The following is a 23,040-nucleotide window of genomic DNA, read 5'->3' as shown; positions in this document are numbered from 1 at the left end:
GAAATCCGCTCCACGACACCGGCCACGCCTCCGCGCGTGACCGGTGTTCTTGTTTTAGAGTTGTCTGCGGTATCAACCAACACATGGGCTGTGACGGGCCCAGGGGAGAGGAGAACGCGTGCACTACGATGCTGCCCTGCGCGTTCGCGAGCTCACCCAAAATATTTACGACATTGGCGACGAGATCGCCGATTACATCAATCACGTCTCCCAGGCCATCGCCGATTGGGATGCCGACCTGGTGGAAGACTGCCTGCTGGAGCTGGAGGAGATCGTCGCGGAGGGGCGCGCCGAGGTGCGCCCCGGCCTGTCCGAGCTCAACGGCCTGCGCCAGGCTTTCGTCTCCGGTGTGCGCGCCGGCAGCATGTCGGGTGTGACTCCCTCGCGCACCCCGCGCACCCTCGGTGGCAGCGTTGCCCGCGGCAGCGACTACCCGCATCCCGGTCGCACCTTGAGCTTTATGCGCAGCAAGCCCGGTGCGTCCGCTCACCGTTCTCTTAATGACGCCACCGCCCCGACCACCCCCGGCGCCAGTGACCCGCGCCGTGCCCGTGGCGCGGAGTTCGCTGAGGCTTCCGCCGAGCACGCCCCGGCGACGATGGCCTCTACTGCTTCTTGGCGCATGTGGCTGCGCGAGCAGGCCGAGCGCATCCGCGCGGACCTGCGCGAGGTGGAGGACTGGGTGATCAACCAGACGCAGTGCGCCCTGGAATCCCAGTCCGTTCTGCTGCCGCAGGCATACGTGAAGGCAGAGCAGCGCGCCATCGAGCTGGTGGGCCACTGGCGGGAGGTTATCGCCCGCCAACCGGAGCTGGCCGCGGGCATGCGCGGCGAGGCACCGCCGGAGTTCCTGGCAGAGCGCGCCCGGGTGGAGGAGATCGTCGGCCGCCTGCAGCGACGCAAGCGCGGCACTGCGGTCTAGTGCCAGTACTGCTAATACAGCTAGTACTATGCACGTAGTATGCATGGCCTTTATATCCACGTCCCCTTTTGCTCCACCCGCTGTGGCTACTGCGACTTCAACACCTACACCCCGCAGGAGCTCAGCGCGGCCGACGGCGGCGCTGCAGAGGGCAACACCATCCCCGGCTACCTGGATGCCCTGGAACGCGAGCTAGAGGTCGCAGCCGAGGTGTGGGATTACCCCGGCGAAGTGCAGACTGTCTTCTTCGGTGGTGGCACGCCCTCCATGCTGGGCCACGAGGGGCTGGCCCGGGCGCTGAACGCTGCGCGTCGCACCGTGGGGATCGCAGCCGATGCAGAGGTCACCACCGAGGCGAACCCGGAGTCCACCAGCCCGGAGTTCTTCGCAGGCCTGCGCGAGGCGGGTTTCAACCGCATCTCCTTAGGCATGCAGTCCGCGATGGGGCACGTACTGAAGGTGCTGGAGCGCCAGCACACCCCGGGCCGCCCGATCGAGGCCACCCGCGAGGCCAAGCGGGCCGGTTTTGAGCACATCAACCTGGATGTCATCTACGGCACTCCCACCGAGACCGATGACGACCTGCGGCGCACCCTCGACGCGGTGCTGGAGGCGGACGTCGACCACGTCTCCGCCTACTCCCTGATCGTCGAGGACGGTACGGTCATGGCGCGCAAGGTGCGGCGTGGCGAGCTGCCCGCCCCGGACGAGGACACTCTGGCGGATCGTTATGACGCCATCGACGCCCGTCTGCACCAGGCCGGGTTTCACTGGTACGAGGTCTCTAACTGGGCCAAACCGGGCGGCGAATGCCAGCACAACCTGATCTATTGGCGCTCCGGACAGTGGTGGGGCGCAGGACCCGGCGCCCACGGATGCGTGCGGCTGCGCGGGGAAGGGCATAGCGAGTCAGGTCTGGTGAGGCTGGTGAATGCGAAGCGTCCGGCGACCTATTGGAATGGGTTGCTGGGGGAGGCCGAAGGGGCGTCAATAGGAAAGGATGGCCTACCCGTGCCAGGGGCGGTGGTGACGACCGAGCGCTTAAGCAACGACGACCTGCGTACAGAACAGGTGATGCTGCGGCTGCGGCTGGCCGAGGGGCTGGACCTGGCAGAGCTGACGGGCGGAACAGATAGCGCTAACACCGCTAATCCCGCCCGGAACCCCGATCTGGAACAGGTGATCGAGCGCTATACGGGCCTGGGGCTGCTGGATAAACGCGGCGAGCGCCTAAGATTGACGGATAAAGGGCGCTACCTGGCCGACGGGATCGTCACGGACATCGTGTTGGCGCTCGGGCTTTAAGGGCTAATAGAGGCTGATCGGACTCACGCGAGGAGTGAAGGATTTGTCGAGCGGAACTGAACACAGAAGGAACCAGGTGCTGCGGGCGATCGTCAGCGACTTCATCGCGTCGCACGAACCGGTGGGCTCGAAAATGCTGGTGGATAAGCACCAGCTGGGTGTTTCTTCCGCGACGATTCGCAACGACATGGCGGTGCTGGAAGCCGAGGGCTACATCACCCAGCAGCACGCCTCCTCCGGGCGCATTCCCACGGTGAAGGGCTACCGGCGCTTTGTGGACGGGATCCACGAGGTCAAGCCGCTCAGTACCCCTGAGCGCCGCGCGATCTTGGAATTCCTGGAACACGGGGTGGACCTAGAAGACGTGCTGCGCCGCAGCGTGCAACTGCTATCCCAGCTGACCCGCCAGGTGGCCGTGGTGCAGATGCCAGACTTGCGGCGCGGGCGGGTGAAGCACTGCGAGCTGGTGAAGCTGGGCAGCCACCGCATCCTGCTGGTGCTGATCACCGACACCGGACGCGTGGACCAGCGCAACGTGGACCTAGGCCAGCCGATCAGCGACGACGACCTGCCACGGCTGCGCGACCTGGTGAACTCCGCGATGGTGGGGCGCACCCTGGACGACGCATGCACCAACATCGCCGCCCTGGCCAACGAGGCCAAGGGCAACAGCATGCCCGAGGAACTGCGCGACGTCGCACTTGTGGTGACGACTGTGCTGGTGGAGACCCTGCTCGAACGTCCAAACGACCGGCTGATCCTGGCGGGCACGCCCAACCTGATGCGCACCAGCGAACTCAGCCCCGTGGTGGAGGCGCTGGAAGAGCAGGTGGTGGTGCTGAAGTTGCTGAATAGCGTGCGCGACCTGCAGGTGCAGGTGAGCATCGGCGAGGAGAACGAGGACGAGGAGCTGCGCGGCGCCTCCGTTGTATCCACCGGCTACGGCAACGCCAACGCGGTGCTCGGCGGAATGGGAGTGGTGGGGCCAACCCACCTGGACTACTCCGGCACCATTTCCTCTGTGACGGCCGTGGCGCACTACGTCTCGCGGATTTTGAGCGAAGAGTAGGAATAGTAGGATAGTGCAGTTGGTTAAGCACTAAAGACTGCAAGCAACTAAAGATAGACGTGAAAAGGACCCGCTGAACGTGGCTCGAGATTATTACGGAATCCTCGGTGTGGATCGCGACGCTACGGACGCCGAAATTAAGAAGGCGTACCGCCGCCTGGCGCGCAAGTACCACCCGGACGTCAACCCCTCCGAGGAGGCTGCGGAGAAGTTCCGCGAGGCCTCCCTGGCCCAGGAGGTGCTGACGGACCCGCAGAAGCGCCAGATCGTGGACGCTGGTGGCGACCCGGAGGAGCAGGGCTTCGGCCAGCCGGGTGGCGGCGGATTTGGGGGCTTCTCCGGCGGCGGCCTGGGCGACATCTTCGACGCATTCTTCGGCGGTGGCGGCGGCGCACGCGGCCCGCGCGAGTCCCGCGTGCGCCGCGGTAACGATGCCCTGGTGCACTTGGAGGCCACCCTGGAGGAGGTCTACGCGGGCATCGACCGCGAGATCACCGTGGAAACCGCCGTGCTGTGCGACGTGTGCGACGGCTCGGGCTCGGCCTCCAAGGCCGCACCTGTGACCTGCCCGACCTGTCAGGGCGCGGGCGAGGTCATGGAGCTGCAGAATTCCATGCTGGGCCGCGTGCAGGTCCGTCGCGCCTGCCACCGCTGCGCGGGCACCGGCGAGGTCATCGAGGACCCGTGTGAGAACTGCGCGGGCGACGGGCGCGTGCGCGACCGCCAGACCCTCAAGGTTTCCATCCCCGCCGGCATTTCCGACGGCATGCGCCTGCGCATGAGCGGCAAGGGTGAGGTCGGCCCGGGCGGCGGCCCGGCAGGCGACCTGTACGTGGAGGTGCACACCACCGAGCACCCGTACTTCATCCGCGAGTCCGACGACCTGCACGTGAACCTGCAGGTGCCGGCGGTAGACGCAGCCCTGGGCACGTCCGTGGAGGTCAAGCTGCTGGACGATTCCATCGCGACCGTCGACATCGCGCCGGGCACTCAGCCGGATGCCACCATTCGCCTGTCTGAGAAAGGCATGCCGCACTTGCGCCGCGAGGGCCACGGTTCCTTGATTGCCCACGTGGAGGTCATGATCCCCACAGACCTCAACCACAAGCAGCGCGACCTGCTGGAGAAGCTGCGCGAGGCCAGCTCCCAGAACGCGGGCGTGGCTTCGAAGGACGAGTCCCACAGCGGCTTCTTCTCCCGTCTGCGCTCGAAGTTTGGCCGCTAGCCCATGACGGATCCGGTGTTCATCCACCCGATCCCCGAGCCGGTCGCCGTCGGGGATCGTTTCCGTCTGACCGGCGCGGAGGCCAAGCACGCCTCCGTCAAGCGCCTTGAGGTGGGCGAGGGGTTGGTCGTCACCGATGGCGCTGCGCGCGCGGTGCAAGGTTCTTTTCTTGGTGACGCCACCGTGGAGGTCACCGACATTCTTGAGCTGCCCGTCCCACACCCGCGGGTGACGGTGGTGCAGGCGATTCCAAAGTCCGATAGGGCGGAGCTAGCTGTGGATCTGGCGGTGCAGGCGGGCGCGGATCGGATTGTGCCGTGGGCCGCCCGCAGAGCTATCGCTAAGTGGGATGGCAAGGAGGCCAAGGCGCACGCGAAGTGGGAGAACGCGGCGCGTGCGGCCGCCAAGCAGTCCCGCCGCCTGCAGATCCCGGAGGTTACCCAGCTGGTGCGCAGCCCGCAGGACCTGGCGCGGGAGCTGGGCTTGGGGGAGACCGGCGCCGTGCGCGTGCTGGTGCTGCATGAGGAGGCCACTGAGCCGCTGCCCGCGGCCGTCACCGCTGCAGTGAATGCCGCTAGCGCCAACGGCAGCGAAGCTGCCGCCACCGAGATCGCCCTCGTCGTCGGCCCCGAGGGTGGCATCAGCCCGGAGGAGCTAGCTGAGTTCGAACGGCTGGGAGCTACCCCGGTCCGCCTGGGGCCGGAAGTTCTGCGCACCGCCACCGCAGCCGCCGTTGCGCTGGGCGCCATCGGCGCTGTCACGGACCGTTGGCGGTAGGATCGATATACATGACGTCTTCCAACTCCGCCAGGTCACCGCGCCCCCGCGTAGCCAGCTCTACTGTGGAGCTCGACCCGGATTCGGTCCTGGCCGTCGCCGGCCCGGCAGATGAGAACCTGCGGGTGCTGGAACATGCTTTCGACGCGGACATCCTGACCCGCGGCAACCGCGTGACGATCCGCGGCGAGGCCTCCGAGGTCTCCCAGGCCCGACGGGTGTTGCAGGAGATGATCAACCTGGTCAGCCGCGGCCATGCGGTGGATCCGGCCGCCACGAAGCGGGCGATCACTCTGGTGGAGGAACAAGCCCCGGCGCTCGTTTCCAGCAGCGATTCCGCACCCATCGTTTCCTACCGGGGCAAGACGGTGCGCCCGAAGACCCCTGGACAGCAGGAATACGTGGAGGCCATCGACGAGGACGCGATCGTGTTCGGCATCGGCCCGGCCGGTACCGGCAAGACGTATCTGGCGATGGCCAAGGCCGTGCAGGCCCTGCAGGCCAAGGACGTCAATCGCATCATCCTTACCCGTCCGGCAGTGGAAGCAGGGGAGAAGCTGGGCTTTCTGCCCGGCACGCTGAGTGACAAGATTGACCCTTACCTGCGTCCGTTGCACGATGCGTTGCGGGAGATGGTGGATCCGGAGACGATTCCCCGGCTGATGGATACCGGCGTGATTGAGGTCGCGCCCCTGGCCTACATGCGCGGCCGCACGCTCAACGATTCCTTTGTGGTTCTGGACGAGGCGCAGAACACCACTCCGGCGCAGATGAAGATGTTCCTGACTCGCCTGGGCTTTGGCTCCAAGATGGTGGTCACCGGCGACTTGAGCCAGGTGGATCTGCCGAACCGTCAGGAGTCCGGCCTGAAGGTTGCCCGTCAGGTTCTGCAGGGCGTGGATGGCGTGTCGATCATCAACTTGGATTCCGACGACGTGGTGCGCCACCGGCTGGTCTCCAAGATCGTGGAGGCCTATGGCACCTACGAGCTGGACAATGAAATTTAACGGAAATCTAGCGGAAATCTAGCGGCAAGCACGAACTACCAAAGGCAAGCACCCAATGAGCATCGAAGTTTTTAACGAATCCGGCCGCGGCGAGGTCAACGAGGAAGAGTTGATCGACGTCGCCCGCTACGCCCTGTGGACCCTCGACGTCCACCCGGCCGCCGAACTATCTATCCACATTGTGGACCTGGAAACCATCGAGGACCTGCACGTTAGGTGGATGGATCTGCCCGGCCCTACCGATGTGATGAGCTTTCCTATGGACGAATTGACGCCAGGTTGGGGCCGCAAGGATGCGGCGGAGCCCTCCCCGGCGATGCTGGGTGACATCATGCTGTGCCCCGACTTTGCCGAAGGGCAGGCGACCCGTGCGGGTCACTCCCTGGCTCACGAGCTCGACCTGCTGACCGTCCACGGGGTGCTGCACCTGCTGGGCTTCGACCACGTCACCCCGGAGGACGAGCAGAAGATGTTCGCCCTGCAGAATGAGATCCTGGCGAACTGGTACGACTCCCAGGAGGAGCGCGGCGTGAGCTTCGCCCCGAAGCCAACCGGCGCCGGGGCCTTCCCCAGCGCCGCGGACCGCGACGATACCCAGAACTAGAACCCACTAGACCCCACTCAAACTCAGGAAGACCTAGAAGCTTCGAAAGATGACGATCGACATCCCCTTATCCATCCCGTTCGCGATCCTTGCACTTTTCCTCGGAGGTGTGCTGTCGCTGGTGGAAACGGCAGTGTCCTCGCTCTCCGCGGCGCGGGTGGAGAACCTGGTAAAGGAGGATCGCCCGGGCGCGGCCCGGCTGGAGCGGGTGCTCGAGGGGCGGGCTGGCCACATTAACCTGCTGGTGCTGCTCCGCACCATCTGTGAGGTCTCCGGCGCGGTGCTGGCCGCCGCCGCGTGTGTGGAGCTGATGGGCTCGCGCGGCTGGGCTTTCGCCACCGCCATCGTGATCGTCACGCTGCTGACGTTCATCCTGATCGGCGTGCTCTCCCGCACGCTCGGCCGGCAGAACCCGTACACCATTAGCCTGGCGACTGCCCCGATCCTACTGGGCCTATCCAAGCTGCTGGGCCCCATCGCCAAGCTGCTGGTCGGCGCGGGTAACGTGCTGACCCCCGGCCGGGGTTTCCGCAATGGTCCCTTCGCCTCCGAAATCGAGCTGCGCGAGATGGTGGACATCGCCTCCGAACGAGGTGTGGTGGAGATGGACGAGCGACGGATGATCCAATCCGTATTCGACCTTGCCAACACCTCGGCTCGCTCCGTGATGGTGCCGCGGCCAGAGATGGTGTGGATCGAGGCCGACAAGACCGCCGGCCAGGCCACCAGCCTGTGCGTGCGCACCGGTCTTTCCCGCCTGCCCGTGGTGGGCGATGACGTGGACGACATTGTGGGCGTCATTTACCTCAAAGACCTCATCGCAGAGACCTATCACATGACCGACGGCGGCAGCTCCATCCGCGTGCGCGACTGCATGCGGCCTGCCGTGTTCGTGCCGGACTCGAAGAAGCTGGACGACCTGCTGGAGGACATGCAGCGCGACCAGATTCACATCGCCATGCTCATCGACGAATACGGTGCCGTGGCGGGGTTGATCTCTATTGAGGACATCCTGGAGGAGATCGTCGGCGAGATCACCGACGAATACGATACGTCGGAGCAAGCGCCGATCGAGCCGCTGGAGGACGGCAGCTACCGGGTGCAGGCGCGCCTGTCGCTGGAGGAACTCGAGGAGCTTTTCGAGGACGTAGAGTTCAGCGAGGCGCAGCACGAGGAAGTGGATACCGTCTACGGCCTTGGAGCCTTCGAGCTGGGCAGGGTGCCGATCCCGGGGGCGGAGATTTCCACCGCCGGTCTGCATGTCCGTTACGAGGGCGGGCGCGACCGCCGTGGGCGCGTGAAGATCCGTACCGCCGTGGTGACCCGCGAGCAGCAGCCTGAAGGCACTGGTAATGCTGGCCGCGTTGGTGAGGCGGCGGAACAAGATAAAGCCGCTGGCGATAAAGAACAGGAATAAGGGATACTTAATGACCATGAACGATCCTTATATCCCCGAAGACCCCTTCGACCCGGGCGCGGGAATGCCCGAAGGGGCGGGCGTGGCGCCCGAAGAGATGGAAGTGCCGGAGGAATACCGCGCTCCGGAGGGCTTCCGCTCCGGGTTCGTCAGCTTTGTCGGCCGCCCCAACACCGGCAAGTCCACCCTGACGAACGCGCTGGTGGGGGAGAAGATCGCCATCACCGCCGACCAGCCGGAAACCACGCGCCACCCGATCCGCGGCATCGTCCACCGCGAGGACTCGCAGATCATCCTGGTGGACACTCCCGGACTGCACCGGCCCCGCACGCTGCTCGGCGAGCGGCTAAACGAGGTGGTGAAGGAAACGTACTCGGATGTGGACGTCATCGCCATGTGCGTGCCCGCGGACGAGAAGATCGGCCCGGGGGATCGCTGGATTGTGGACGCCGTGCGTTCCGTCGCCCCGAAGACTCCGCTGATCGGTGTGGTGACGAAGCTGGACAAGGTCTCCAAGGACCAGGTTGGCGCGCAACTGCTGGCGCTACACGAACTGCTGGATGGGGCGGACGTGGTGCCGGTTTCCTCCACCAAGCAAGTGCAGCTGGACGTGCTGCTGGACGTGCTACGCGACCAGCTTCCGGAGGGGCCGAAGTTCTACCCGGACGACCACGTGACCGACGACGACCGCGATACCCGCATGGCCGAGCTGATCCGCGAAGCCGCGCTGGAAGGACTGCACGACGAGCTGCCGCACTCCGTGGCCGTGCAGATCGAGGAGGTTGTGCCGAACCCGCAGCGCGAGGGCGTGTTGGACGTGCACGCGGTGATCTACGTGGAGCGCGAAGGCCAGAAGGCGATCCTGCGGGGCAAGGACGGTCGGCGCCTGTCGCGCATCGTCCACCGCTCGCGGCTGGAGATCGTGAAGATGCTGGACCAGAACATATATCTGGACGTGCACATTAAGGTGGCGAAGAACTGGCAGTCGGACCCGAAGCAGCTGGGACGGATGGGGTTCTAGCGGCTTGGTCTTGACCTGGGGCTGAACTGGGTTTGACCATTTTTTGGTTCTGAGCCGGTGCGCGGAAGCGAAGTGCGATAGTTTGGTCTAGACCTTGATCTTGAAATTTCGTGGCGCATGGCGCGCCCCTAACCAGGCGCATGGATTGCGCCGCTAGGAAGGGCTACTAGTGACAACTCCGTCTAACCCCTACGGTTCCGATGATTCCGGCAAGCACTCGGCGGACGGTGCTGGCGACAATGGCGCTGGCTACGGCGCTGGCGATAACGGCGGCCTGAACAACGGTTCCGGACAGGACCAGACGCAGGACTACTCCCAGGGCTTCGGCCAGTACGGCCAGGACCAGCAGGGTCAGTACGGTTCCTACGGCCAGGATCAGTTCGGCCAGCAGGACCAGTACTCCCAGCCGAGCTCCTACGGCCAGCCGGGTCAGTACGACACGAACCAGTTCGACCAGAACCAGTTCGGCCAGCAGGAGCCTTGGGGCCAGCAGAACCAGCCGCAGGGTGCGGCCGGTTTCCAGGCTTACCCGAACCAGCAGATGGCGAACACGACGGGCACCGACAACGACGGTTTCTTCGCCGCCCTGTTCGACTTCAGCTTTAACCGCTACGTCACCCCGTCGGTGGTGAAGGTGCTGTACATCCTGCTGATGATCGTCGTCGGCCTCGTCGTACTGCTGGCGATCATCGGCCTGCTTGCGGCGATGGCGCAGGACGCTTCCGCAATCATCCTGGCGCTCATCGGCATCCCGCTGGTGCTCCTCGGTGCCGCGGCGTGGCTGGCGGTCTACCGCGTTGGTCTGGAGGTCGCTGTGTCCATCATCCGCACCGCGCAGTCGGTGCAGTCCATCGACGAGCGACAGGCGCGTAACTCGACCAACGGGAGCTAGCCGATGGGAAACGAATCTTTTCTTTCCGGGCTCTTCGACGTTAACTTTGAGAAGTACACGACCCGTTCTTTCCTGCGAGTGCTTTACATCCTCGCCACGATCGTGATCGGTCTGTACCTGCTGTTCTCTTTGATCGGAACCTGGACCAATAGTTCCTTCCTCGAGTTCTCTGCCTATGGGTCCTACTCCGATCAAGGCCAGGCCTATGCGAAGGTGGATTTGAGCGGCGGGGATTCCGTTGGAGCCAAGCTGATTTCCTCCGTGGTTTCGATCTTCCAGTCGATCGTTAACCTGGCGGTCGTCCGTATTGTCCTGGAGGTCTTCGCGGCGCTGACCAGTACTTCCGCCGCGTGGGCTCGCATCAAGCAGCGGGGTATGTCCGTTTAGCTTTGGCTTAGCTCGAGTACTTTCGGGCAAGCGCTATACTTGCTGCCTATGAGTAGAAGGTCTCGTCCCAGCTTTCGGGACGAGGCCTTTGTGCTTCGTACCTACAAGTTGGGTGAGGCCGACCTGATCCTCGTCCTACTCACCAAGGACAATGGCCTGATCCGTGCCGTAGCCAAGGGCATCCGCAAAACCCGCTCCCGTTTCGGTGCCCGTCTGGACCGTTTTTCCCGCGTTGACGTGCAGATTTATCCTGGCCGTTCACTGGCCAACGTCACCGACGCCGCCACCGTCGCCACCTACGCCTCGCCGATCGTCGCGGATGTCGATCGCTTCTACGCTGGCGCGGCGATGCTGGAGATGGCCCAGGTCTTTGCCGCCGAGCCTTCGTCGGCGCACTCGATCTTTTTTCTTTTGGACGCCGCGCTCCAGCAACTAACCACCTCAGCCCTCCCTCCGGTCAGCGTGGCCGACGAGTTCGTGCTGCATGGCCTGGAAGTCGCCGGCTGGGAGCCCAGCCTGGTCGACTGCGCGCAGTGCGGCAAGCGCGGCCCCCACCGGGCGTTCCACCCGGGGGCCGGTGGTGCGGTGTGCGTGACGTGCAGGCCTCCGGGCGCGTTCACGCCGCCGTCGGCGGCGGTACACGCCCTGTGGCTGCTGAAGAAGGGGCGTCACGAACAAGCAGCCCAAGTACTCCGCGACCAGCAGGGGCAAGACATCGCGGCACAATCGCACCGCCTGCTACTGGCACACGTGCGACAGCAGCTCGAGGTAGGCTGCCCGGCTTACGCGGCGCTATAGGGGCAGTGGTGCGCGTGTGGCAATATGGTACGGGTGAGTAGCACTGAATATCCGCACGTGGACCGTTCCGAGATTCCGGAAGAGCTCCGCCCGAAGCACATTGCGCTAGTGATGGACGGCAACGGGCGCTGGGCTGAGGAGCGCGGCATGGTCCGCACCGAGGGGCACCGCCGGGGCGAGGCTGTGCTGATGTCCTTGGTGGAGGAGTGCATCGAGCTGGGCGTGGATTACCTTTCGGCCTATGCGTTCTCCACCGAAAACTGGCGCCGTTCGGCCGAAGAGGTGCGCTTTTTGATGGGCTTCAACCGCGACGTGCTGCGCCGCCAGCGCGACTACCTGAACAGCCTGGGGGTGCGGATCCGCTGGGTGGGGCGCCGCCCGCGTCTGTGGCGCACCGTGATTGCGGAGCTGGAGCAGGCCGAGGAGCTGACGAAGAACAACACGACCATGACCTTGGGCATGTGCGTGAATTACGGTGGCCGGGCGGAGATCGCGGACGCGGCGCGCTGGATCGCCGAGGATGTGAAGGCCGGTCGGCTGAAGCCCCGGCAGGTGAACGAGAAGACGTTCGCCCGCTACCTGGACGAGCCGGACATGCCGGACGTGGATCTGTTCCTGCGGCCGTCGGGCGAGATGCGAACCTCGAACTTCCTGCCGTGGCAGTCCACCTACGCGGAGATGGTGTACCAGGATGTGCTGTTCCCGGATTACACGCCGAACCACCTGCGGGCGGCGGTGCTGGAGTTTGCGAAGCGCGATAGGCGCTTTGGAGGTGTGAAGTGAGCGACGTGACCGGTGCAAACGGGGCGGATGCCGCCGAGCAGGTCGAGCAGCCGCAGCCGACGAAGCGCCAGATCGCCCGCTGGCAGCAGTACCTGGCCAACGAGCGTGCCGAGGGTGCCGTCTACCGCGAGCTGGCGCGTAAGAAGACCGGCGAGGAGCGCGCCATCCTCCTGGGGCTTGCAGAAGCAGAGGCGCGCCACGAGGCCTATTGGAAGAACCGCCTCGGTGAATACGTGGGTCTGCCGCGCAAGGCCAGCCTGGATACCCGCATGAAGGCGTGGATGGCGCGACGCTTCGGATCGGTGTTCGTGCTGGCTCTGATGCAATCCTCGGAGCAGCGCAACGAGTACATTTCGGATGCGGACGCCGACGACCAGCTTGCGGCGGACGAGACGATTCACGCCGAGGTTGTCCGTGGCCTGGCCGCGCGCGGGCGCGCCCGCATGTCGGGCGATTTCCGCGCTGCTATCTTCGGCGCGAATGATGGCCTGGTTTCGAACCTGGCGCTGGTACTGGGCATGGTCGGCACGGGTGGATCTTCCCACCTGGTGCTGGTCACCGGTATCGCTGGCCTGCTGGCTGGCGCGCTGTCGATGGCTGCTGGCGAGTATGTGTCCGTGACCTCGCAGAAGGAGCTGCTGGGTGCGAATGCCCCGGATCCGAACGCTAGCCGCTCGCTGCCGAACCTGGACGTGAACCAGAACGAGCTGGCGCTGGTGTACCGCGCCCGTGGCATGAGCGAGCAGGAGGCCGCCGACCGCGCCCGCCGCGTTTTCGATTCGATCATCGAGACGAACCAGCCGGTAGGGGAGCAGGCCTTCGATGCAGAGAAGGTTGGCACTGTGTCCGTGCAGGGCGCCGGGGAGAGCATGGCGGAGCACGCGGCTCCCAAACACGAGGATGGCGGCTCCGGCTTGTCCGCTGCGGTCTCCAGTTTCTTCTGCTTCGCGGTTGGCGCTTTGATCCCGGTGCTGCCGTATATCTTCGGCCTGTCGGGCTCCACCGCGGCGATTGTCGCCTGCGTGATGGTGGGCCTGGCCTTGATGTTTACCGGCTCTGTGGTGGGCTTGCTGTCTGGCGTGGAGCCGGGCCGACGCGCTTTGCGTCAATTGCTTATCGGTTTCGGCGCTGCCGGGGCGACCTACCTGCTCGGCTCGCTGTTTAACGTCTAGTTAGCTGGCGGACTTCTTCTGGCAGTCCCCGCACAGGCCGAAGATCTCGGCGGTGTGGCCGGACTTTTCGTAGCCGAACTTCCTTGCGGTCTCCGCGGCCCAGTCCTCGACGGGGCCGCCGTCGATCTCCACGGTCCGGCGGCAGGAGGTGCACACCAGGTGATGATGGTGGTCGTCGGTGGCGCAGGCGCGGTAGAGGGTCTCGCCGGAATCGTCGTAGAGCGTATCGATCGCGCCGGCTTCCGCCATCTGCTGCAGCGTGCGGTACACGGTGGTCAGGCCGACCTTGTGGCCTTGGGCTACGAGCTTCTGGTGGATGTCCTGGGCACTGCAGAACGTGGTGAGGCCTTCCAATAGCTCCGCCACAGCGCGTCGTTGGCGGGTGTTGCGCTGGCCGATCTTGGGAAGTTTGTTGGTAGCTGGGGTGCTCACGGTGAGCTCGCTCCTTGTGCTCTAAAAGTGCTTTGAATGTGCTCTAAATGTGCTTCAAACGTGCGCTGTGTGGCTAACTAATACCGCTTCTGCAGCAGTCAACCTGCGGTAACTACCCACAATAGGGATCTTGCTGGTAATTTTCAATAAGCTTTCGATAAGTCCTTCTAGGGCAGCTCCAGTGCGGCACGATAGCGGTGTGTGGTCGCCGCGTGCGCGGTGCAGTGGCCACCAGAACCTGAGCCCGCACGCAACAGCGGCGAGCCGGAAAAATATGCCCAAATAATGTGCTCCGGACGCTTGACTTTCTAGAAACTCCCGGGCTAGATTTAAGGCAGTTCCCTTGGGAGCGTGCGTAATCCCCCCCTTCGCAGCTTCCAGCTAAAGGGAACAGGCCCCATTCTCTTTACGAGGAAAGCGTGGCCGGAACCCGCGGTATTTACCCCCCCCTAACCGCGGGTTCTTTTTTATCTTCACCCATTTTTATGACGCCCCTTCGGCCGGCTGCAGCGGTGGTTGCGCCGAAATGCAGCGACACATTCGGCGCTCCCACCCCGACCGTTGGCTTTCGCCTTGAACGGGTTAGAATGTTGGGCACAATAGCTGGAAAGCGAAACCTGCATTTCTTGCACGAACACCTCGACCAAGGAGACACGCCAACCATGGCAAGCACCATTGATTCCGTCGTCAACCTAGCCAAGCGCAGGGGGCTGGTGTATCCCTGCGGCGAGATCTACGGTGGCACCCGCTCTGCCTGGGATTACGGTCCGCTGGGCGTCGAGCTGAAGGAGAACATCAAGCGCCAGTGGTGGCGCCACATGGTTACTTCCCGCCGCGACGTCGTCGGCCTGGATTCCTCCGTGATCCTGCCGAAGCGCGTCTGGGAGGTCTCCGGCCACGTCGAGGTATTCACCGACCCGCTGGTTGAGTCCCTGCACACCCACAAGCGCTACCGCGCGGACCACCTGCTGGAGGCTTACGAGGAGAAGCACGGCCACCCGCCGGCAAACGGCCTGGCCGACATCAATGATCCAGAGACCGGCCAGCCGGGCGCCTGGACCGAGCCGAAGGCTTTCTCCGGTCTGCTGAAGACCTTCCTGGGCCCGGTGGATGACAAGGAGGGCCTGCACTACCTACGCCCGGAGACCGCGCAGGGTATCTTCACGAACTTCAAGAACGTGATGACCACCTCCCGCCAGAAGCCGCCGTTCGGCATCGCGCAGGTTGGCAAGTCCTTCCGCAACGAGATCACCCCGGGTAACTTCATCTTCCGCACCCGCGAGTTCGAGCAAATGGAGATGGAGTTCTTCGTCAAGCCGGGCGAGGACGAAGAGTGGCACCAGTATTGGATCGATGATCGCCACCAGTGGTACATCGACCTGGGTATTAACCCCGATAACCTGCGCCTTTACGAGCACCCGCAGGAGAAGCTGTCCCACTACTCCAAGCGCACTGTGGACGTGGAGTATGCTTTCCACTTCAACGGCTCCAAGTGGGGCGAGCTCGAGGGCGTGGCCAACCGCACCGACTACGACCTGCGCGTTCACTCCGAGGGCTCGGGCGAGGACCTCAGCTACTACGACCAGGCTGCGGACGAGCGTTGGATCCCGTACACCATCGAGCCCGCCGCCGGTCTTGGCCGTGCGATGATGGCCTTCCTTGTTGACGCCTACACGGAAGAAGAAGTACCGAATGCGAAGGGTGGCACGGACACCCGCACGGTGCTGAAGCTGGACCGTCGTCTGTCTCCGGTCAAGATCGCAGTTCTGCCTCTGTCCAAGAAGGAGACGCTGACGCCGACCGCGGAGAAGATCGCCGACCAGCTGCGCGGCTTCTGGAACGTGGACTACGACACCTCCGGTGCTATCGGCCGCCGCTACCGTCGCCAGGACGAGATCGGTACGCCATTCTGCGTGACTGTTGACTTCGACACCCTCGAGGACAATGCCGTGACCGTCCGCGAGCGCGACACCATGGAGCAGGAGCGCATCAAGATCGAGGATCTGCAGAGCTACTTCGCTGAACGACTGGCGGGCTGCTAAGCATGTCGAGTGACATTCGCTGGGGCCTGCCGAGTGACGGACACACGTTCCCCATTTACGAAGGTCCCAGCAATGACCTCGTAAAGGTGGCGGAATTCGCCGACGAGCGCGGCGTCACCAACATCCGCTTCGGTGGCGACACGTGGCAGCTGCACGGCCCCGACAGTAGCGATGGCTGCACCGCATCGGCGACGACCCAGACGGGCACCTGGACAGTGACCGGCAACGGCAAGAGCTTCGGCAAGTCGGACCGTTACGAGGTGCAGGCCGACCGGCACCACGTGACGATCATTGCGGAGACGAAGAAGAACTTCGTGCTGGACATCGATGGCGAGAAGGTGGGGCAGTTCACCAGCGAGAACCGTGGCCTGCGGAACCTGCACGTGGAGTTCGAGGGTGCGGGGGAGAAGCTGCCGATCGACGTGCGCGTGTTCATTTCCTGGGCGGCGCGGCTGTGCATGGAGACGCGGATGATCAGCTCTTCGTGGGCGATCACCATCGCGCTGCTGCTGTGCATCCCGGTCGTGGTGCTCTACTGGATTGGGTTCATCTAAAACGCCGGATTGGGGTTGGCGGGGAGCTGGGTTTGGTTTGACTAAAACCGCATGTCGAGGGTTTGCCCAAACTAAATAGGTAGCAAGATTTCAACCCCCATTAACCTTCTGTTCACCATTAAATCCCGTGTTTTTTACCTCCATCGGAGAAGGTGTTTCTGTCTGACATCTTGACGTTTTGGAGGAATCTTGTCGACGACAACCGAAACGGCCGCGCCATCGTCGGCCACGGGCATCACCCCTGTGCCCGAAAACGAGAATAATACCTGGTGGCACCTATTCTTCGGTGGCCTCATGGCCATCACCCTGGTGACCTTCAGCCTGTGGGCGCACGACTACGTCGGTGACAACGCCAATGTGATCGTGCTGCTGACCACCATCATCTTCGCCGTGTTCATGGCGTTCAATATCGGTGGTAATGACGTCGCGAACTCCTTTGGTACCTCCGTGGGTGCGGGCACGCTGAGCATGAAGCAAGCCCTGGTTGTGGCCGCCATCTTCGAAGTTTCCGGAGCTGTACTGGCTGGTGGCGAGGTTACGGATACGGTCCGTTCCGGCATTGTTGACCTGGGTGCTATCGACAACCTCGAGCCGATGAACTTCGCCTACATCATGATGGCCTCGCTGCTGGGTGCGGCTGTGTGGCTGCTGGTGGCGACTCGCATGGGTTGGCCAGTGTCTACCACACACTCCATCGTGGGCGGTATCGTGGGTGCGGCTCTGACCGTCGGTTTCGTCACCGGCACTGGTGGCTGGTCCATGGTCCAGTGGGGTGCCGTTGGCAAGATTGCTATCTCTTGGGTTCTGTCTCCTGCCTTGGGCGGAATAGTTGCCTACCTTCTGTATGGCGCGATTAAGCGTGGCATCTTGGTCTACAACGAGCTGGCAGATCAGCGCCTCGAAGAGATCAAGAAGGAAAAGAAGGAGCTGAACATTCAGCACAAGATCGCCTTCGGTCAGCTCAGCGAGGAAGAGCAGCTGGCGCTGACCGATGCGATGATCCGCGACTCGACCACGATGCGCGAGCACGGCTATACCGAGGAGGACCTGGAGTCCGACTACTACAAGAAGCTGCACCGCATCAACAAGTCTGTCGACGAGGTTGAGGCGCACCACGCCCTGGATACCTGGGTGCCGCTGCTGGCCGCAGGTGGTTCCATCATCATTTCCGCGATGCTGCTGTTCAAGGGCCTGAAGAACATGAACCTGGAGCTGTCCAGCCTGGGCAACTTCCTGATCATGGGCATGGTGGCAGCTGTTGTCTGGATGGCTGTGTACATCTTCTCCCGTACCTTGAAGAAGCAGGCTCTGAACCGTTCGACCTTCCTGCTGTTCAGCTGGATGCAGGTGTTTACCGCGTCTGCTTTCGCATTCAGCCACGGCTCCAACGACATCGCTAACGCGCTTGGACCGTTCGTTGCAGTGCTGGACGTTCTGAAGACCAACACCATCTCTGAGGAATCTGGCGTGGCACTGCCCGTGATGGTTGCGATGGGTGTTGCTCTGATTGCTGGCCTGTGGTTTATTGGCCGCTTCGTTATCCGCACCGTTGGCTCCGGTCTGACCAAGATGCACCCGGCTTCTGGCTTCGCTGCAGAGCTGTCCGCAGCTGCCGTGGTTATGGGCGCATCCGTGCTGGGTCTGCCGGTTTCCTCCACTCACATTCTGATCGGTGCAGTTCTGGGCGTTGGCCTGGTTAACAAGGACGCCAACTGGGGCCTGATGAAGCCCATCGCCCTGGCTTGGGTTATCACCCTCCCGGCTGCCGCCATCATCGCAGGCGGTACGGTCTCCGTGCTGCGCGTGATCTTCTAAAGCAAACTACTTGCCGCTGGCCTAGCCCGGCTAGCTGGCTTGCTACTGCAGGCTCGGCTAGCTGGCCCGGCTGAAGTTGCTGGCCCGGCCCGACTGGCTGGCGCGTTACTGCAGGCTCGGATGGCTGGCGCGTTACTGCAGGCCCTGATAGCTGGTCCGGCATTGTTGATTCAAGGCGCTCGCCCTTCGGGGCGGGCGCTTTTTGCTGCCCGGAGAATGCGGGGGCTTTTTGCTGCCCGGAGAATGCGGGGGCGCCAGAATGTGGAACGCCTAAACGTGGGGCACCTGCTCGAGTCGATCCGAGGTTTGGGTCTTCTGTACTGGTGTATCTGAAGGGCCTCGCTAGTCGTAAATGTCGTAAAAGTGGGAATCTGTAAAATTGAATTCCGCTTATGTTTTTTCAGTAACTCGCTGACCTGCGGTTTTATACATTTGGAAATGAGTGCCGGTAACGAATTCCCACTTTTGCGACATTTCTAACGGCATTGAGTGGAATTCAGGGGGCCTAAGCCCAGCACCCTAGCCAAAGGCGGGAGGAGACTCGACTAAAAGCTGGAGGAGCCGCTGCCGCCGAAGCCCCCGCCTCCGCCGCCAAAACCGCCGCCACCGAAGCCACCGCCAAATCCTCCGCCGAAACCACCGTTGCCGCTCAGCAGCGAACCCAGCACCATGCCTGTCACAAAGTTGCCGCTGCCGCCACTACCGCCGAACCCGCCGTAGCCGCTGTTGCGTCGGTTGAAGTCATCAATGTCCTTGCGCGCCTGCGAAGTGGCCTGTTGCGCCAGCTGGCTAGCCCGCTGGGCCGCCCGCAGAGCCCGCTTCGGATCTTCCGTCCGCAGCTGCGCAGTCTCATCCAGAGCAGCTCGTCCGGCCTGCGCTGCCGTGCGCGTATCCACGCCGATGATCCGCCGGCGGTTCTTAATCAGGTCCTCCACGGCCTCCAACCGCTGTGCTGCATCCATGACCGTCCGGTCCACCATGTCCACGGTGCGGGCGAAGTCGCTGGCCTTGCCGCGCGCTTCGTCCAGCTCAATGTCCAGCGCACCGTCGGCTTCCAGCAGTTGGGAGTAGCTGCCCAGCGGATCCGAAGAACCTTCCTTCCGTGCCTTCTCCAGTGCCTCGCGGGCCTGCTCCACGGCCTTGTATAGAGCCTCCCTATCCAGGTCCGCCCCGGACTTATCCAGCTGCCCGGCTTCCGTAATCTCCTCTTCCACCTCGGTGATCAGCGCGGGCAGGTTGGACTGCGCCGACCGCAGGTGCTCCTCCGCACGCTCCACGGCCAGCAGCTGCGAATCCGCTTGCTGCAGTGCCATGCGCGCGGCCCCCAGCGCGTCGATCAGCCCGCCTTGCTGCCCGGCTGGCTTGTCCAGCAGTCCGCGTGCGGAGTCCAGGGCCTTCTCAGCTTCCGCCAGCTCGTCCTCGGCAACGTCCGGGTTTTGGCGTACGGATTCCGGCAGCGCCGGGTCCACGCGAGTTTCGGCATCGCTGAGGATCTCCCGCGCGTTCGGAATGCGATTGTGCAGGCTGATGCTGGTCTGGCGGAGCTTTTCCACCAGCTGGGGCGCATCCATCAGCTTCTGGCGCAGTTCGGCAAAGTGCGCGGCCTGCCCGTCCAGGTTGTCGTCTGCCTGCCCACAGGTAGATACAATCTCGATCAGTAGGTCGCGCTGCTCCGGCTCAGTTGTCACCAGCCCGGAGCGCAGCCGCTCGTTCATGCTGTACGCCTTGTTCAGTGTCGAGCGGCTGTGCTGCAGCGCCTTTGCTAGGTCGCGGGTGCGCTCTTCGCCGAACTCTCCGCGCGCGACGGCCAGCTCTTCGTCGCCCTTGCGGATGGATTCGTCGGTGCTGTGCAGCTCCTCATCCGCCAGTTCGCGCAGCACCTCGGTGGGCTGCTTGTACAGGTCGTCGATGTTGCCCGGGTCGATCTCGCGGGCGGTTTCCAGCTGCTGCGCGTGAGTCTTCTTACGGTTGCGGCGGGACCACACAACCGCACCGGCGCCCGCGCCGACCACTCCGACGGCACCGGCGCCCATCCACACCTTCGACGCTGTGGAGGTTTTGCCCGCCAGCTTGTCCGCCGCCGCCTGCGCGCCCCCGGCCCAATCGTCGTCGGCGAAGTGCTCCCGTGCCGCGTCCTGCAGCTTCTCTGCTTCGCTAGTCTTTACCTTCGGCCCGGCGGCGTAGCCGATCTGCCGCGTTTCGGTGGCCACTGCCAGCACAATTACGTTGTCGGTGCCGTCCTGGTCCCGTAGCTGCTCGGCCATTGCATTGATGCTGTCTGGCGCAGTCGGGACGAATACGATGTAGAGCTTCTTGCCGGATTCTTTGGTTGCTTCCTTTAATGACGCCGTAATGTCCGCTTTTTCCTGTTCAGACAGCACCCCGGACTCGTCAACGAGCTGGGATGTCAGCTGCACCTCGCTGGTGGCGGTAGCGGCTGGGGCCGAGGGGGCGTCAATAAGAAAAGAGCCAAATCCGAGTACGGCGCCGGCGGCTAGGATTGCCAGGAAGCGAGTGGTGGAAAAAGTCGGTTTCATACAGCCCACCTTAACGAAAAATACAGGGGAAACCGCGTATGGTTTTGCGCATGGCTAATGCACGGCGTCCGGTGAAGCGCGTGGTGAAGTATGTCTTCATCACGCTGTTGACCATCTTCTTGGTGGCGGCGGGTGTGTTTGGAGTGACGGCTTTCCAGGTGTGGCACTTTGCGCGGTCGGACGACAGGCGACCGGCGGATACGATCTTTGTGCTGGGGGCAGCGCAGTACGCGGGCAACCCGACGAATTGGTTTGCCTCGCGGTTGAATCACGCTGCGGAGCTGTATGAGCAGGGCGTGGCGCCGACGATCGTCACCGTGGGCGGCAAGGCAGAGGGCGACCTGTACACAGAGGCGGCCGCGGGCAAGAACTACCTGGTGGAGAACTTCGACATTCCGGAATCGGCGGTAGTGCCGGTGGAGGAAGGTGCAGATACGCTGAAGTCAGCCGAGGCGTTCGCGCAGGTGGCAGACGATAATGGTTGGCGGACTTCCGTGGTGGTGACGGATCCGGAGCATTCGCTGCGTGCTACCCGGATGGTGCGCGACCAGGGCCTGGATGCGTGGGCGAGCCCCACGCGCCAGGGGCCGTCGGTGTTCACCCGAAAGTCGCAGGCCAACTCGATCCTGCACGAGACGTTGGGCATGCTGTACTACGAGGTAGTAGAGAAGCGTAAGTGAGAAGAGGACATGCGTTACCCCTATAGCGATCACGACCAGCAGCGGCGGCTGCCGGACCGGCCGAAGACCCTGGGGCTGCCCGGGGCGGTGGTGGACGGGCGAGATAGCTTCGACCGCGACCGGGCGCGCGTGCTGCACTCTGCGGCGCTGCGGCGACTGGCGGATAAGACGCAGGTCGTGGGGCCGGGGTCGGGGGATACGCCCCGCACCCGCCTGACGCATTCCCTGGAGGTCGCGCAGATCGCCCGCGGGATCGGCAAGACGTTGGGTGCGGACCCGGATCTGACGGAGCTGGCGGGGCTGAGCCACGACATTGGCCACCCGCCGTATGGGCACAATGGCGAGCGCGCGCTGGATGAGGCCGCCGCCGACTGTGGAGGCTTCGAAGGCAACGCGCAGACGCTGCGCATTCTCGCCCGGCTGGAGCCGAAGGTGCTGGGGGAGGGCAGCGAAGGCACAGCTGGTGCCGGCACTGGGGCTGCCGGCACGGCAGACACAGCCGGCGCCGCGCCCGTCTCCTACGGCCTGAACCTCACCCGCGCTAGCTTGGATGCTGCCTGCAAGTACCCGTGGGGACCGGTCGACGAGCACGGCAACAAGCGCGCCAAGTACTCCGCCTACGCCGAGGACGTGGAAGCCCTCGAGTGGATCCGCGAGGGCGCGCCGGAGGGGCGGAAGTGCCTGGAGGCGCAGATCATGGACTGGTCCGACGACGTCGCGTACTCGGTGCACGACGTGGAGGACGGCATTCTTTCCGGCCGCATCGACTTCGGCGTGCTGTGGGATCTGGTGGAGCTGGCCGCCCTGGCGGAGAAGGGCGCCCGCGTGTTCGGTGGCACCCCGGAGGAGCTGCTGGAAGCCGCCGATCGTCTGCGCGCGATGACGTTGGTCTCCCGCGCGGCCGATTTCGGCGGGTCGATGCAGGACCTCGCCGCGCTCAAGGCCATGACCTCGGAGCTGGTTTCCCGCTTCGTCACCGCCGCCGTCACGGGCACTCGTCAGCAGTTCGGCGAGGGGGCACTCGGCCGCTACGCCGCCGACCTGGTGATCCCCGAGCCCGTGCAGGCTGAGGTCACACTGCTGAAGTCCGTCGCGGTCCTGTACGTCATGGACGAGACCCAGCATCTGGCCAACCAGCAGCGCCAGCGCGAGCGCATCTTTCGTGTCACGGACTACCTGTGGCGCGGCGGCTCGGGCGCGCTGGACCCAATGTTTTCTTCGTGGTTTGACGCCGCCGCCTCCGACCGCGAGGCACGCCGCGTAGTCATCGACCAGGTGGCCTCGCTGACGGAATCCCGGTTGGAGCGGCTGGACAAGCGCGCCAGCGGGATCAGCGCCGCCTGGGCCTAGGCGTGGGCTAGTCCTCCGCGTCGGGGATGGAGCAGAAGCTCTCGAAGTGGTCGGACGTGTAATACCACACGTCCGGGTCGGTCTTAGTGCCGCCGCCGACGACGATGCGGCGCTCACCCCGGTGGTTAAGCCCCGGGGTCTTCACGGTGTACTCGCGGGGCGGAATCAAGCGGTGGATGCGCCACGCTTGAATAGTTCGTTGAGTATTTCACGTGGGGTTGCGCCGCCGAGGATTTGTCGGGGTGTTTCGT

The 23,040-nt window shown here is 64.0% G+C and carries 21 protein-coding genes and 1 pseudogene; 19 read left to right on the top strand and 3 right to left on the bottom strand.

The genetic code is table 11. The features are described 5' to 3' along the window. Positions 1-118 precede the first annotated feature (118 nt). From JQ46_RS03025 to JQ46_RS02960, 14 genes are all read left to right on the top strand, one after another. The gene (locus JQ46_RS03025; protein WP_034985331.1) at positions 119-922 is read left to right on the top strand and encodes a hypothetical protein; all 804 of its coding nucleotides are present in this window, start codon (positions 119-121) and stop codon (positions 920-922) included. A 39-nt stretch (positions 923-961) separates the two neighbouring features. Then, positions 962-2,227 (top strand): radical SAM family heme chaperone HemW, encoded by a 1,266-nt coding sequence (gene hemW, locus JQ46_RS03020; protein WP_034985330.1) that lies wholly within the window; start codon positions 962-964, stop codon positions 2,225-2,227. 43 nt (positions 2,228-2,270) lie between these two features. Beyond that, positions 2,271-3,296: a heat-inducible transcriptional repressor HrcA gene (gene hrcA, locus JQ46_RS03015; RefSeq protein ID WP_034985430.1), complete on the top strand. Its 1,026-nt coding sequence runs from the start codon at positions 2,271-2,273 to the stop codon at positions 3,294-3,296. 79 nt (positions 3,297-3,375) lie between these two features. After that, positions 3,376-4,521: a molecular chaperone DnaJ gene (gene dnaJ / locus JQ46_RS03010; protein ID WP_034985329.1), complete on the top strand. Its 1,146-nt coding sequence runs from the start codon at positions 3,376-3,378 to the stop codon at positions 4,519-4,521. Between the two features lie 3 nt (positions 4,522-4,524). Then, positions 4,525-5,298 carry a 16S rRNA (uracil(1498)-N(3))-methyltransferase gene (locus JQ46_RS03005; protein ID WP_034985327.1) on the top strand — a complete coding sequence of 258 codons (774 nt, stop codon included), beginning with the start codon at positions 4,525-4,527 and terminating at the stop codon, positions 5,296-5,298. Positions 5,299-5,309: 11 nt separating this feature from the next. Further along, positions 5,310-6,305, top strand: a complete 996-nt coding sequence (locus JQ46_RS03000) for a PhoH family protein (RefSeq protein WP_034985326.1) — start codon at positions 5,310-5,312, stop codon at positions 6,303-6,305. 55 nt (positions 6,306-6,360) lie between these two features. Further along, a complete protein-coding gene (ybeY, locus tag JQ46_RS02995; RefSeq protein ID WP_005296353.1) occupies positions 6,361-6,909 on the top strand; it encodes an rRNA maturation RNase YbeY in 549 nt (182 codons plus the stop codon). A gap of 49 nt (positions 6,910-6,958) precedes the next feature. Then, positions 6,959-8,326, top strand: coding sequence for a hemolysin family protein (locus tag JQ46_RS02990; RefSeq protein WP_051876216.1), 1,368 nt, complete (start codon positions 6,959-6,961; stop codon positions 8,324-8,326). 64 nt (positions 8,327-8,390) lie between these two features. Next, the gene (gene era / locus JQ46_RS02985) at positions 8,391-9,347 is read left to right on the top strand and encodes a GTPase Era (protein WP_192817226.1); all 957 of its coding nucleotides are present in this window, start codon (positions 8,391-8,393) and stop codon (positions 9,345-9,347) included. A gap of 169 nt (positions 9,348-9,516) precedes the next feature. After that, positions 9,517-10,239 carry a DUF4282 domain-containing protein gene (locus JQ46_RS02980; protein WP_034985325.1) on the top strand — a complete coding sequence of 241 codons (723 nt, stop codon included), beginning with the start codon at positions 9,517-9,519 and terminating at the stop codon, positions 10,237-10,239. A 3-nt stretch (positions 10,240-10,242) separates the two neighbouring features. Continuing rightward, the gene (locus JQ46_RS02975; protein WP_034985323.1) at positions 10,243-10,626 is read left to right on the top strand and encodes a DUF4282 domain-containing protein; all 384 of its coding nucleotides are present in this window, start codon (positions 10,243-10,245) and stop codon (positions 10,624-10,626) included. 48 nt (positions 10,627-10,674) lie between these two features. Beyond that, on the top strand, positions 10,675-11,424 hold the full coding sequence (gene recO / locus JQ46_RS02970) for a DNA repair protein RecO (protein ID WP_034985321.1): 750 nt from the start codon (positions 10,675-10,677) through the stop codon (positions 11,422-11,424). 33 nt (positions 11,425-11,457) lie between these two features. Continuing rightward, positions 11,458-12,207, top strand: a complete 750-nt coding sequence (locus tag JQ46_RS02965; protein WP_237744689.1) for an isoprenyl transferase — start codon at positions 11,458-11,460, stop codon at positions 12,205-12,207. Then, a complete protein-coding gene (locus JQ46_RS02960; RefSeq protein ID WP_034985317.1) occupies positions 12,204-13,379 on the top strand; it encodes a VIT1/CCC1 transporter family protein in 1,176 nt (391 codons plus the stop codon). Before JQ46_RS02965 ends, JQ46_RS02960 begins: the two co-directional genes overlap by 4 nt. Here the strand turns inward: JQ46_RS02960 and JQ46_RS02955 are convergent, their stop codons facing one another. Beyond that, complete coding sequence (locus JQ46_RS02955) at positions 13,380-13,811, bottom strand: Fur family transcriptional regulator (protein ID WP_034985315.1); 432 nt, start codon at positions 13,809-13,811, stop codon at positions 13,380-13,382. A gap of 662 nt (positions 13,812-14,473) precedes the next feature. Between JQ46_RS02955 and JQ46_RS02950 the strand changes: the two genes are divergently transcribed. The 3 genes from JQ46_RS02950 to JQ46_RS02940 all read left to right on the top strand — a co-directional run bounded on the left by JQ46_RS02950 (position 14,474) and on the right by JQ46_RS02940 (position 18,222). Next, on the top strand, positions 14,474-15,853 hold the full coding sequence (locus JQ46_RS02950; protein WP_034985313.1) for a glycine--tRNA ligase: 1,380 nt from the start codon (positions 14,474-14,476) through the stop codon (positions 15,851-15,853). Positions 15,854-15,855: 2 nt separating this feature from the next. Continuing rightward, a complete protein-coding gene (locus JQ46_RS02945) occupies positions 15,856-16,407 on the top strand; it encodes a hypothetical protein (RefSeq protein WP_034985311.1) in 552 nt (183 codons plus the stop codon). Positions 16,408-16,596: 189 nt separating this feature from the next. Continuing rightward, complete coding sequence (locus JQ46_RS02940; protein WP_034985309.1) at positions 16,597-18,222, top strand: inorganic phosphate transporter; 1,626 nt, start codon at positions 16,597-16,599, stop codon at positions 18,220-18,222. A gap of 545 nt (positions 18,223-18,767) precedes the next feature. Here the strand turns inward: JQ46_RS02940 and JQ46_RS02935 are convergent. Beyond that, positions 18,768-20,759 carry a TPM domain-containing protein gene (locus JQ46_RS02935; protein WP_034985307.1) on the bottom strand — a complete coding sequence of 664 codons (1,992 nt, stop codon included), beginning with the start codon at positions 20,757-20,759 and terminating at the stop codon, positions 18,768-18,770. Positions 20,760-20,809: 50 nt separating this feature from the next. On the opposite strand from JQ46_RS02935, the gene JQ46_RS02930 reads away from it, so the two are divergent. Together JQ46_RS02930 and JQ46_RS02925 are read left to right on the top strand one after the other, a co-directional pair. Beyond that, on the top strand, positions 20,810-21,439 hold the full coding sequence (locus tag JQ46_RS02930) for a YdcF family protein (protein ID WP_337588505.1): 630 nt from the start codon (positions 20,810-20,812) through the stop codon (positions 21,437-21,439). Positions 21,440-21,448: 9 nt separating this feature from the next. Then, on the top strand, positions 21,449-22,789 hold the full coding sequence (locus tag JQ46_RS02925) for a deoxyguanosinetriphosphate triphosphohydrolase (RefSeq protein ID WP_034985304.1): 1,341 nt from the start codon (positions 21,449-21,451) through the stop codon (positions 22,787-22,789). A gap of 7 nt (positions 22,790-22,796) precedes the next feature. Here JQ46_RS02925 and JQ46_RS02920 read toward each other — a convergent pair. Beyond that, a pseudogene (locus JQ46_RS02920) lies at positions 22,797-22,946 on the bottom strand (ribonuclease domain-containing protein); the annotation flags it as partial. Positions 22,947-23,040: the final 94 nt, after the last annotated feature.

This window comes from Corynebacterium jeikeium, from assembly GCF_000738175.1.
Classification (GTDB): domain Bacteria; phylum Actinomycetota; class Actinomycetes; order Mycobacteriales; family Mycobacteriaceae; genus Corynebacterium; species Corynebacterium jeikeium_C.
The sequence above is the reverse complement of the archived record's forward strand: the minus strand, read 5'-3'. Positions and strand labels throughout refer to the sequence as shown.